This window comes from Paenibacillus sp. RC73, assembly GCF_044908085.1.
Taxonomy (GTDB): domain Bacteria; phylum Bacillota; class Bacilli; order Paenibacillales; family Paenibacillaceae; genus Paenibacillus; species Paenibacillus terrae_A.
In genome coordinates this window covers 52,479-64,888 of sequence record NZ_JBIYCV010000005.1, presented here as the reverse complement: position 1 = coordinate 64,888, position 12,410 = coordinate 52,479, and the positions used below count along the sequence as shown (strand labels likewise).

At 49.8% G+C, this 12,410-nt stretch carries 9 protein-coding genes; all 9 read right to left on the bottom strand.

Annotation, left to right across the window (positions count from 1 at the left end):
* Positions 1–12: 12 nt before the first annotated feature.
* Complete coding sequence (locus ABH897_RS13500; RefSeq protein ID WP_404592191.1) at positions 13–1,020, bottom strand: ABC transporter substrate-binding protein; 1,008 nt, start codon at positions 1,018–1,020, stop codon at positions 13–15.
* Positions 1,021–1,610: 590 nt separating this feature from the next.
* Entirely contained in the window at positions 1,611–2,837 is a 1,227-nt protein-coding gene (locus ABH897_RS13495) for an MFS transporter (RefSeq protein ID WP_283656131.1), read from the bottom strand.
* Positions 2,838–2,849: 12 nt separating this feature from the next.
* On the bottom strand, positions 2,850–4,049 hold the full coding sequence (locus tag ABH897_RS13490; protein WP_283656132.1) for a M24 family metallopeptidase: 1,200 nt from the start codon (positions 4,047–4,049) through the stop codon (positions 2,850–2,852).
* Positions 4,050–4,100: 51 nt separating this feature from the next.
* Positions 4,101–4,931: an ABC transporter permease gene (locus ABH897_RS13485; protein WP_404592189.1), complete on the bottom strand. Its 831-nt coding sequence runs from the start codon at positions 4,929–4,931 to the stop codon at positions 4,101–4,103.
* Positions 4,921–5,841 carry an ABC transporter permease gene (locus ABH897_RS13480; protein WP_404520161.1) on the bottom strand — a complete coding sequence of 307 codons (921 nt, stop codon included), beginning with the start codon at positions 5,839–5,841 and terminating at the stop codon, positions 4,921–4,923. The genes ABH897_RS13485 and ABH897_RS13480 overlap by 11 nt, the downstream gene beginning before the upstream one ends.
* Positions 5,838–6,962, bottom strand: coding sequence for an ABC transporter ATP-binding protein (locus ABH897_RS13475; RefSeq protein WP_404520163.1), 1,125 nt, complete (start codon positions 6,960–6,962; stop codon positions 5,838–5,840). The genes ABH897_RS13480 and ABH897_RS13475 overlap by 4 nt, the downstream gene beginning before the upstream one ends.
* 60 nt (positions 6,963–7,022) lie before the next feature.
* Complete coding sequence (locus tag ABH897_RS13470; protein WP_404520164.1) at positions 7,023–8,150, bottom strand: ABC transporter substrate-binding protein; 1,128 nt, start codon at positions 8,148–8,150, stop codon at positions 7,023–7,025.
* 58 nt (positions 8,151–8,208) lie between these two features.
* Positions 8,209–10,203, bottom strand: coding sequence for a hydantoinase B/oxoprolinase family protein (locus ABH897_RS13465; protein WP_283656138.1), 1,995 nt, complete (start codon positions 10,201–10,203; stop codon positions 8,209–8,211).
* Positions 10,200–12,305 (bottom strand): hydantoinase/oxoprolinase family protein, encoded by a 2,106-nt coding sequence (locus tag ABH897_RS13460; RefSeq protein ID WP_404592187.1) that lies wholly within the window; start codon positions 12,303–12,305, stop codon positions 10,200–10,202. Before ABH897_RS13460 ends, ABH897_RS13465 begins: the two co-directional genes overlap by 4 nt.
* Positions 12,306–12,410: the final 105 nt, after the last annotated feature.

Below are 12,410 nucleotides of genomic sequence, written 5' to 3'. Positions count from 1 at the left end.
TATTTCAAGTGATTATTTAGGATCGAAGGAAAGCATGTTAACCGCTTCATCCAGCGATTTGTCAATCGCAAGCGGTGAGTACGTAAACCATGGGTCAGCTTTGATGAAATATACTTTGTGGTTTTTAACCGCAGGAAGATTTCTCCACAGTGCGCTTTGCTCGATTTCCTTGAGGATTCCATCCTTGGTCTCTTCATCATAAACCAGCATAATAATTCGGTCCCCTGACAGTTCAGGCAGCTTTTCCATCGAAATGCTATCGTAAACGAAATTAAAGTTCGGGTCCTTCGCCAGCTTTTGGCGTATGTACTCAGGAGGATTCAATTCCAGTGAACGGTAAATGGCATGTCCTACATTCCGCGCCCCGTACACTCTTAGCACATCCTTACCGTAAGTCATGTAAATCGTGACCGTTTCACCTTTCTTAAATTTTCCAGCCAGCTTCTTCCGGCCTTCAGCAGCCTTTTTATCCAGGTTAGCAATCCACTGCTCAGCTTCCTTGTCCTTACCGAGTACAGCGGAAACATCCCGAAATTGCTTGAACACATCCCCTGCTCCAAAAGAAACGACTACGGTTGGAGCAATTTTCTCCAGCTGCTCCTTCACTTCGGGAGTGGTATCTTCTGTTGTTATGATCAGGTCTGGCTGTAGCTCCAGCACCTTTTCTACATTCGTCGGGTTCCCAATATCTGCAATTCCGTCAATCTTACCTTTTAAATATTCGCCCTCCAACAAATGGGAAGCAGCACCTACCGGCTTAACTCCCAAGGCCAGTATGGCATCCAAATATTGCGTCGTAATAACTCGATGCGGATTTACAGGGATATTGATCTTGTTGCCAGTGGCATCTGTATATTCACGCATGGCAACCGTTTGGGATTGCCCGTTAGAGTTGTTAATGCTGGTCTTTCCATTGTTCTGATTGCCAGTATCTGCGTTTCCACAAGCCCCCAGTACAACCGTCAGTAGAACCACGAGACACAGTGTGGTGCCCCATTTTATCCTGTTACTTTGTTGCACGATGATGTCCTCCTTAAGTATATATATCTAAAAATGATAGTGATTCTCATTATCATACATTTGTTATTCTATCTTTTACCACCACTTCTTACAACACTAAAATTAAAAACTTCCATATTATACGAAGCAATGATTCCTGTCTCAGCAGAATCGCGCTCAAAATAGAGCATTGTTGCATAGAACCTTTGACAAAGTGAACCAGAGAAGGCAGCCATTCGGATTGCTCAAGGTCTGACCTTACGTGAGGGCGCAGCGGATCACTTGTCTTTTGCAGTTACCGCTGAACAAGTCGCCGCTGCCATTATCCGTGCTGATGCCATCGGGCATGCTGTCCAGCAATACCAAAAAACTTTCATTGAAAAGGTGAGCTCATCATGAAAAAAAAGCCTACGCGACGTTTCCCCTGGGTAGGACAAACATGGTATTGCCCATGAGGACATCCCTGATGCCATCTAGCGGGTCAAGCTGCCGATCAGCCTGACCCTTGAAATCCATTTTGAACCCAGGCCTTGATGTCAGGAGTCTTCCCTTCTCATATATAAAATGATATAAAACAAAAGCTACCTTCGACAGGCAGCCTTTGTTCATTTTTATATTGTATGCCTAGCATCGGTCTGTTTACCTGTTGTATTTCTGGATGCTCCCCGGCGTTTTAAAACAACATTCAGTATCAAACCAACCGTCATATATCCCGTAATCATCAGAATAACACCGTTCCATCCGAAACTTGCATAAAATATACCGCCCAAGGTACCGCTAATACTGGAACCGGCATAATAAAAAAACAGATAGAGCGCAGACGACTGCGCCCTGTGCTCAACCGCCAGAAGGCCTACCCAACTGCTTGCAATCGAGTGTCCCCCGAAAAAACCAAACGTAAACAACGCAATACCGATAGTCATCACCCACAGACTGCCCGATAATGTCAGCAAGGCACCCAACAGCAGAATTCCAATAGCAACCCCCATAACCGCATATCTGCCGTATCTGTCAGCCTGTCTCCCCATCCAGGTGGAGCTGACCGTTCCCATGATGTACACAACAAAAATCCAGCCAATCAGGCCGGAGCCAAGCAGATAAGGAGGTGCAGTAAGACGATATCCAATGTAGTTAAACAGCGTAACAAAGCTGCCCATAAACACAAAGCCCAGCCCATACAGACACAGTAGCGCCGGGTCTTTACAGGGAACAAAAAGTGTACGAATGGTATCTGAAAAACGGACCTTTCGACGCTTGAAGTTACGCGAAGCCGGAAGCCATTGCCAAAACAGTACCGAGGATACGATGCTAAGCAAGGCCAATATTCCCAAAGCAGTTCTCCAGTTCACCAAATCCGTTAAGGTGCTGGTCAGAATTCGTCCGCCCATCCCGCCAATGGAATTCCCGCTGATGTACAATCCCATAGCATAGCCCAGATGGGCAGGATCTATTTCCTCACTGAGGTAGGTCATGGCGATGGCGGGAAGACCCGCGAGAATCATGCCTTGGATCATCCGCAGAATAAGCAGCGTTAGAAAGCCCGGACTAATCGCTAACAGCAACCCCACAGCAGATGCTCCGACTAAGGAGCAGCACATGATGATTTTCCGTCCTTTTTGATCCGATAAAACACCAACGAACAGCATCGTTATCGCCATGGCGATAGTTGACATGGACAGCGACAAACTGGCGGTGGCGGGGGAAATACCAAAATCTTTGGAAAACTCGGGCATCAGCGGCTGCATGCAATATAACAAGGCAAATGTGCTGAATCCTCCCGCGAACATAGCCAAGCTCGTTTTGTGAAACGAACGGGACCCTTTTTGAATATATGTCATAAGAATCCCTCTTTATTGCCGATATAGTTTCCGTTCCATATGAGTTAAAAATTCATACCCGTCCTTGGTTACAACTACCGTATCTTCGATTTGAAAACCACCTGCTCCTAGCTCATAATAAGGCACCTCAACACAAAATACCATGCCTTCCTCCATCGTTCGGTGATCTCCGGGAGCCAATACAATATCATCATACAGCTCCAAACCGATGGCATGTCCCACATGCTGACGACGATAGTGCGGAATACCTTCTTGTTGGACGGCTTGAACCGCAGCCTGGAAAATATCCGATGCTTTGGCTCCGGGACGTACCCGTTCCAACGCTCGCTCCCAACCGCTATGAATAGCTGAAAAATGACGCTTCTGCCAGTCTGTCGGTTCTCCCAGCACAGTTGTGCGCCCGGTATCCGCCCAATAGCCGTCCAGGTGACAGCATAGATCAAACCGTACCTGCTCTCCAGGCTGTACGCGGTGAAAGTAACGTTCTATTAATGGCAACGCGCTGCGTGGACCAGCTCCCACAGCAACCATCGCCGGAATCGCACCCGCTTTTACCGTCTCCAAACGATAATAGTCGGCCAGTTCCTCTTCATGCACATTTTCGGCGATTTTGCGGATCATTTCAAGCTCAACACGCTCGTTCAGCTCAGCTACCCGGCGTAGCCGTCTGATTTCTTCTGCTGTTTTCACTTGCCGAACCTCTCTGAACAGCGCATAGGCCGGCTTGATCACCCCATTTGGCAGTTCTTCCTTCAAACGTGCATAAAGCGCTGGTGCAATACGCATTTCATCCACTCCCAACGGGCCTTGGGAAATGTCCAGATCATGCAAAGCTGCCTGTAGCGCTTCAATAGGTCCTGCATAAGTCTGTGTACGACCGAGAAGATTGTAAAATAGATCAATGTCAGGGGTCGAAGCTTTGCCTTCCGGTGATCCTTCCAGAAAAAAATCACTGTACAGGTATAAATCCGCATCTGGCAAGCCCATTTGGGCGATCACACCCAGTCGGTTGGTCGGCAAAATAAGACGTGCCCGGGCGGACGTCTGTTGTGGTAAAACAGCATAAATTTGCATAGTCCAATTGGTGGTTCGCAGTTGGGAGCCGATTACGTAGGAGATATTTTCAGGGGTGGTAGCCACGAGGGCTTGTAAACCTTCCCGCTTCATAATCTGCTGGGCCCGTTCACGGTTGACCGTGTTCGTGTGGGTCATCGTTTTTCCTCCTTTGGAATTCATTTTAGATATGAATAATACGTCTGTTACTCAATTTTCTTTCCGTTCCAGCACCCGCTGTACCTCAGGCACAGAGCGCAGAATTAGCTTTAAGCCAAAAAACAGCGCCAGCGCAATTAACAGCATGAGGGTTGAAACAACCGCGATGGTTGGGTCCTGCCATTTTTCCATGTAGAGGAAGAGTTCAATGGGCAAGGTACTATTTTCAGGTCGCAAAATGAGCAGTGCCGTCTCTACCTGATCAAATGTAAATATAAAAGCGATAGCCCCACTCATTAGCAGCCCTAGTCGTATTTGTGGCAAGGTTACCGTAAAAAATACGCGCAGCGGACCCGCGCCCAAATCTGAGGCAGCCTCCTCATGCTCCCGGCGTACATTAGCCAGCGTGCTGCCTATGATACTCAATACAAATGGCATAATCGTGACCGCTTCTCCTAAAATAAGGGCAAACAAGCCGCCTGCAATCCGAAGCTTTGAAAACAAAATCAAGTAGGCAACGCCCAGCGCGATTTTAGGCACTACCATCGGCGACATGAATAAGGCCCGCAACAGATTGCGTCCGGGAAACTCAAAGCGCTGAATGGCCAGAGCAGCCAGCGTACCCGCTACTAAGGCAAGCAATGTGGCGCAAGCGGAAGAAAAAACACTATTACCGAACGCACGAAGAAACTGGGGCTGCGAGAGCAAATTTTCATACCAACGCAACGACAAGCCTTTGGGCGGAAAAGCGCTGTAGGCAGTAGAATTGAGTGAAGTAATCACCACAATGACGAGCGGTAGCACGAGAAACAGGCAAACGATCATTGCAACGACGAACAGAATCAGATGATATCCGCGTGAGGATAAACCTTTAAGGCGCATCCGCAGCACCTCCTTTTACGGAGCGTTGAAACGTAAGAAAGTCTCCGAGCCGATTCAGCAGCCATACAACCAAAGTCGAAGCGATAATCAGAAACAGACTTGCTACTGCGGCAATCGGCCAATTAGTATCCAGCGTCCGCTGATAAATAAAGGTAGGCAAGGTCATTACTCTCCCGCCTCCAATTAGTGCCGGCGTCGTAAAAGCGGTCAGACACAACGTAAATACGATCTGCACACCGGATACGATTCCACGTACCGACAAAGGTAGCGTAATCGTCAGGAATGTGCGCAAGCTTCCAGCGCCAAGATCATGAGCTGCTGCCTTGAGCATACTATCCTGTTGCACCAGCACACTCAAAATCGGTATAACCATAAAAGGAAGAAAAATATGAACGAGCGCAATGATGACGCCTGTCTCATTAAAGGTCATTTCCAGCCCTGTTTCTGTAATGCCTGTCCGTATCAGCAACCAGTTCAAAAGCCCTTGTCTGGACAAAAGAACAAGCCACGCATAAGACTTGACCACCGCACTGACCAGCAGGGGAAGGAACATAATCATTAGCACAGTTTGCCTCCAGGCACTACTGCGAATACGTGCTGTATAATACGCCAGCGGATATGCAAGCAGCAGGCTTATGAGTGTCACCCTGATCGTCAACCAAAAGGTGTCCCTGATGACCTTCCAATAGTAAGGATCGGTTAAAAATGTGCGATACGCTGTCCATTGAAAAGCGGATTGCAACCGCCCACCTTCAAATGAATCCAGGCTGTAGCGGGCAAATATAAGTAACGAGCCGATAAATATGAATCCCATCAGCAGGAGGGACGGCAGCAGTAGCAATAGGGGTGTGACCCATGATTTGCCCTTGGGCGAAATCCAGTCGACTACACGGTGAGCCAGTCGGTTCACACGCCTCCCTCCCCCCGGTCAGATAAAAAGACAGCGTCCTGCGGCTCCCACCCGATAGTTACCGTTTCACCGGGAGAAAATCGTGGTTTTCCCGGAAAATGAGGGACATGCGCTGTTAATTGCGGGAATTCGCTCACACCGTCCGGCTCTATAGTGTAGCGCAGCATCGTGCCGCCATAACGCACATCCCGAATCACGCCTGTAAGCCGATTGCGCAGACCCTCAGCCTCTGAACCAATCCGCACATATTCATAGCGGATCGAGATATGGCCCTGGTCGCGTAACGACGACGGTTGTTGACCCTGCCCGATGTGGACGGTAATGGCTTCCCCTGCCGTTTCAACAATCGTCAGGTCTCCTTCATGCGCCAGCACACGGGACGGCAACAAATTGGTATCACCGATAAATTTAGCGACAAATCGGTCAGCGGGGCGCTCATAAATCTCGTCCGGCGTGCCATATTGCAGCATGACCCCGTCACGCATAACACCGATCCGGTCCGATACGTTCATGGCTTCCTCCTGATCGTGGGTCACGAATATAAAGGTGGTCCCTGACTCCCGCTGAATCCGCTTTAGCTCCCGTTGCATGTCCAGTCGTAGCTGCGCATCCAGCGCAGACAGAGGCTCGTCCAGCAGCAGCACTTGGGGCTGGTTGATCAAGGCGCGTGCAATCGCTATACGCTGGGCCTGCCCCCCGGACAGTTGTGAAACCTTGCGGGTGCCGAAGCCGGGAAGCTGAACTAATTCCAGAACTCGCTCCACACTTTTCCGAATTTCACCTTTTGATGTTCCTTTCATTTTCAAGCCGTAGGCAATGTTTTTATATACGTCCATATGCGGAAACAGTGCAAGCTGCTGAAAAATCATGTTCGTATTTCGTCCATACGCCGGAATTCGGGTCACATCTGCTCCAGAGAGAAGAATAGTACCCTGATCGGGCATCTCAAGTCCTCCCAACATCCGCAACAACGTTGTTTTCCCGCAGCCGCTGGGACCGAGCAAAGAAATGAACTCCCCCTGTCTCACACGAAAGGATACCTGATTGACGGCCGCATGATCGCCGAACCTCTTCACGACATCCCGTACTTCAATCGCAATCTGGTGTTCAACTCCGGACATGGATAGATTCCCTCCTAGTGGGTTAGCCACAAATAGCCTCCCTATAACTATGGCCTGATATTATTGCAGTTTTGTTTTGACCAGACGATCCCACAGGTCTTTCCACTCCGAAGCTCCTTGGGCCATGGCTGACCAATCCGGATTCAAGCCTTTTTTCTGCTCAGCTACAGAGAAAGATGGATCATTTTTATATTTATCAGGTACTTGAGCAGCAGTGCTTGTTACCGGAGTACCTGTTGCCTCAGCATATTTGGTCAAATTTTCAGGTTTCAACAGCTCATTAATGATCTCGTTAGCGACACGTGTCTGTTCCGGCGTCGAGCCCTTGACCACTTGCAAGGAATACGGGAAGGAAACGAAACCTTCCTTCGGAATAGCTACTGCTAGTGGAGCGCCTTCATCATTAATCCACGTCTGAGCCGTCTGCGAACTGAATGGTGCTACCAGCGCCTCGCCGGAAATAAGCAAGTTTTTCAATTGGTCATTGGAGGTTACGAGCGTGCGTACCTGATCCGTATGCTTCCCCCAGAAATCAAAGGCAGCCTCTGGCTTATCATAGGTTGCACCCAGTTCCTTGCCCTTCAATTCGATGACTGGAGCAATGTAGGAATAGAACATGTAATCCCAAAGAGCCACTTTGTCCTTAAATTGCGGATTATCCCAAAGATCGCTCCAGCTTGTCGGCGGAGTTTTAACCAAATCCTTGTTATATACGAGTGCAAAATTTGTTACTCCCCATACGATGCCGCGATTGTCCTTGGTATGGTATTGCTCGGGAATATCCTTCATATGGGTTACGATGGACGGGTCCAGCGGCTCCCACATATCATCGTTCAGCCCCTTGGCGGAAGCGTCTGCATTAAAGTAACCGAAGTTGACAACCGGATTGTTGGGATCGGCTTTTTGCCCTGCCACCATTTTAGGGTACATAACAGAATTGGATGATTCCACAAAATCAACCTGAACGTTCGGGTGTTTCTTCACATAATCCGCAACTACTTCTTTGGGAACCACGTCCTGATTGGCACCCGCCCATATAAACATGCTGAGCTTGATTTTTTGTTCTCCATCCGAATTTCCATTGGTGGCCTGTGAAGTGGATGACGAGCTGCCACACGCTGTCAGCAGCAACATAGACGCAGCTAAAATAACAGATACGGAACCTAACGTTTTTGAAAATCGTTTCATTTGATTAAACCTCCCGGTAAAGTATGTTTATTAACTGTAAAAAACGCTGCTCTCCTGCTTAGAGAGCAGCAATCGTACGATGGATGGCTGCCATAATCTCTGCCACTTCAATAGCCTGTACCTGTTCGCCTTTGTGGAATCGCTCATCTATATCTTTCATTGCACATCGTTTGAGGTAATCCCGAAGTGCCAGCGGATACACCGTTAACGCCGCCCCGATAGCCAACTGCATTTCATCACTCCAGGTGGACTCAAATTGTTCACGAGCCGAGCCAAAATGAAAAGATTGCTGTTCATCCATTGAACTGTGAACGGCACTGCGTCTTTTTTGGGTAGCGTCCAAATCTACCTGTCTTTCATTGAATACGACTCCATACTGCTCATAAGCGGCATCCTTGGATACTAATCCGTTGCGTACGTCCCGTGCGACGGCCTCGGGAGCTCTTTTATAAGGGCTCCCATACCCGCCTCCGCCTTGGGAAAAGAACGCCACCGTGTCCCCCGGCTGTAATAAAAGCTCGTCGATTCGCCCGGTATGTTCCTCGGATGGCTGTCCCAAATTTTTAACAGCTGTTCCATAGGCACCAGCTTTCCCCCCAAGTCTCCCCCACGGCTGAAATTCCATCCGCTCCATATTACGGGCAGTCAGCACCGTATCGGGACTGAGTACCTTCAACTGCAAATCAATTCCACAGCCTCCCCGGTAGGTTCCCGCCCCAGCCGAATCGGGCAGCAACCCGTACCGTTCGATCAGGATAGGCATATCGGCTTCAACCGTTTCCGCAGGAATATTGCGCAGATGACCGACCGCAAAGTCCATTCCGTCAATGCCGTCCTTCATCGGTCTGGCTCCCGAGCCTCCACAAATCGGCTGCACCACGCCTACTTTCCGCCCACCCGTGACTGGATCAGTCATAGCCAGCATGACGATCGCCGCTTGTCCGGCACCAGCAGCGGGCAGCTTGTTCTCCTGGGCTTGACTCAGCGTACCTGTCAGCACATCCATCAGCCTGATAAATGTAGCCGCACGCGCTCCGATCGCAGCCGGAGCTTCCGGATTCAACAGAGTACCCGACGGAGCATCATTCGTAATCATCCGCACCATCCCCGAATTCCATGGAATCGAGGGGTCCAGTGTCCTGAAATATCGAATGAGTGCTGGCACCAGATAGTAATGCCCCTGTTTGTTAAGGGTCGGAATATTAAAGGATGCTCTCACCTGCGGGTCTGTCCCCTTAAAATCCAAAAATATTCCATCGTCCCGGACCACCATTTTACAGCGCAGTCGAACCGGATACCCCCCCGGACCCTTCTCAATATAATCCCAGAACTCGTATTCTCCGTCCGGAATATCCTGAATCATCTGACGAACCCGTGTCTCGGCGTAAACAAGCACATCTTCGATGCCATTCTCTACTCGGGATATCCCATAGCGCTCTACCAGCTCTTTAAGCCGTCGTTCTCCGCGGTTCAGTGCAGCCATCAAAGCTCTCAGATCGCCCCAGTTTTGGTCAGGAATCCGGCAATTATCAAGAAAAATACGCAAAATGGCTTCGTTCAACACACCGGCCTCGTACAGCTTCACTGGCGCAAGGCGCAGCCCCTCCTGATAAATATCGTATGAGCTGGGCGACACACTGCCCGGTACCTTGCCCCCCACGTCAGAAGAGTGAATGAAGCACAGCCCGAAGGCCATAATTTGCTCCTCATGGAAAAAGGGCTTCAGCAGATAGACATCCGGCAGATGTGTCGCCATACCGCCCGTCGAATACGGATCGTTACAAATGACAATATCGCCTTTATTCCATTGTCCGATGGATGAAATCACATCCCCCGCAGGGATACCTAACGACAGGCTGTAACCTGTATCGAGTGGACATCCAAAGGTTTCGCCCTGGGGTGAAAGCAGGTACGTGCCGAAATCACCTGTTTCTTTGACAAAAGCGGTAAATCCGGTGCGCAAAACAACATTAGCCATTTCCTCGACGATAGCCTGCACCCTGTTTTTAAAAATCTCCAGAAATACGCGGTCCGTCTTCAGCTCGCTGTTCATCCTTCCACCTCCCCGATTATATTCCCCAGGCTGTCAATCTTTACGGTGTAACCTGGTGGAACAAAGACAGTCGTATCATACTCTTCAATAATGACTGGACCAGGCCAAGCTTCTGTAGTGGGCAGACCTGAACGCCGAACAATGTGCGCCTTCATTTCCCCGCCATCAAAATATATGGTTCTGGTTTCCTGAGCTGCTGAATGACTAGGCTGTTGGAACAAATCATCATGGTCGGGGATTTGCATCGTATCCGCCTTGCGGGTTACGCCAACAATCGTTGCCCTCAGATTGATAAAGGAGACGGGAGACTCCGGCTGGCTTACTCCAAAAATGGTCTCATACTGGCGATGAAAACGCGTCACTGCCTCTTGAACAAACTGGACTGCGCCATCCGTTGTAGTCTCTGAAACAGATCCAGCTTCCAGATTTTCACTTGGAATGGACACTTCAATATCGAAAGCCTGTCCTTCGTAGCGCATATCCGCGCTGTACAGCATATAGGTGGACTCCAGTTCTATTCCTCGGCTGCTTTCTGTCTCCAGCCAATGATGTCCCTGCTCGGCAAGATCCTTAAAAATACGTTTAAGCTCGCCCTCCTGAAGCTGCTGTCCAGTTTTGTACAAAGTATATACAAAATCATTACGCAGATCGGCCACGACACATCCTGTTGCGCAAAGCGTGCCTGGAGACGGTGGCACGAGCACCCGCCGTATACCGACCTCCCGCGCCAGCAGGAACGCATGCGTCGGGCCAGCTCCGCCGTATGCCAGCAACGTAAAATCACGGGGATCAATTCCTTTTCGCGCCATCAGGGGTGTGAATTGTGCGTACATATTGGCGGTCGCCACATCCAGAATCGCCTGAGCCGCTTTTTTGGAATCCAGCCCAATCCTTGCTCCCAAACGCTCCAGCGCCGTTGCCGCCAGTTCCTCGTTCAGCGACATACGGCCCCCAAGAAAGCGATCTGGACGAATAATACCCAGATGCACATAGGCATCGGTGGTCGTCGGATTCATCCCTCCTTTGTCATAACAAGCTGGCCCCGGATCTGCTCCTGCACTGCGCGGTCCAACCTTGAACACGCCTACACCGTCAACCCAGGCGATAGATCCGCCGCCTGCGCCGATGGCGGTTACGTCCACCGCCGGAATAATGACAGGAAAATCGCCAATCTGATTTTCACTTGAATAGGCCGGTTCACCATCAATGACAGCCACGTCTACGCTGGTGCCGCCCATATCAAAGGTGACGACTTTGTTGATCGCAGCCAATCTCGCTACATGGGTCGCGCCGATCACGCCCGATGCCGGACCAGACAACAACGTTTTAACTGGCTCCTCAGCCGCCCGCTGCGCTGTCATAATACCTCCATTGGACATCGTGGAAAGCACTTGGGCATGCAAGCCTCGCTCCTTCGCCCCAACTTCTAGTTTGCGGAAATATCCATTCATCCGGGAACCAATATACGCATTCATAACCGTTACCAGAGTACGTTCATACTCTCGTTGCTGTGGCCACACCTCACTGCTGGAGCAGACAAAAACATCGGGAAATTCCCTGCGAATCAGTTCCACGGCCTGCCGCTCATGCTCCGGGTTATGGTAAGCATGCAGAAAGGATACGGCAATCGCCGTAACACCTTCGGCAAGCAGCTCCTGTACAGACTGACGCAGATCATCGGCTGGAAGAGGTCGATAGATCCGTCCGTCAGCCAAGCAGCGCTCATCAATTTCCTTTACAAGATGGCGCGGAATAAGTGGATCAGGCTTGTCACCGTAAAGATTCGTCGTATTTTCCAGACGGAGTCTGCGAATTTCCAGAACATCCCGAAATCCGCGAGTGACGAGAAGCCCTGTCGTCGCTCCGTTGCGTTCAATAAGCGTGTTCACACCCAGCGTTGTCCCGTGCACAAACAATTCAACGGCCCCAATATCAATCGGGATGGACTTCAATTGTTCAATCGCATTTAAAATAGCCTGCTCCGGCGCGGAGGGGACGGACGGTGTTTTCAATGTTGCGGTTACCCTCCCGTTATTATCCGTTAGCATTACATCCGTAAACGTTCCACCGATGTCAATACCGAGTCGGTATGTAACTGTCATATTGACCACCTCCTGTATTGAATAACCTGTATCCTGTAAAAACAACATCCTACCTCAAGATTTTAAATCAGGCGTTAATCAGAGTTTTGGTAAGCACTGCTATAT

Excerpts from the sequence above, each read along its gene's own strand:
- ABH897_RS13495 (WP_283656131.1), bottom strand. The coding sequence starts at position 2,837 with ATGACATATATTCAAAAAGGGTCCCGTTCGTTTCACAAAACGAGCTTG.
- ABH897_RS13475 (WP_404520163.1), bottom strand. The coding sequence starts at position 6,962 with ATGTCCGGAGTTGAACACCAGATTGCGATTGAAGTACGGGATGTCGTG.
- ABH897_RS13465 (WP_283656138.1), bottom strand. The coding sequence starts at position 10,203 with ATGAACAGCGAGCTGAAGACGGACCGCGTATTTCTGGAGATTTTTAAA.
- ABH897_RS13470 (WP_404520164.1), bottom strand. The coding sequence starts at position 8,150 with ATGAAACGATTTTCAAAAACGTTAGGTTCCGTATCTGTTATTTTAGCT.
- ABH897_RS13460 (WP_404592187.1), bottom strand. The coding sequence starts at position 12,305 with ATGACAGTTACATACCGACTCGGTATTGACATCGGTGGAACGTTTACG.
- ABH897_RS13485 (WP_404592189.1), bottom strand. The coding sequence starts at position 4,931 with ATGCGCCTTAAAGGTTTATCCTCACGCGGATATCATCTGATTCTGTTC.
- ABH897_RS13490 (WP_283656132.1), bottom strand. The coding sequence starts at position 4,049 with ATGACCCACACGAACACGGTCAACCGTGAACGGGCCCAGCAGATTATG.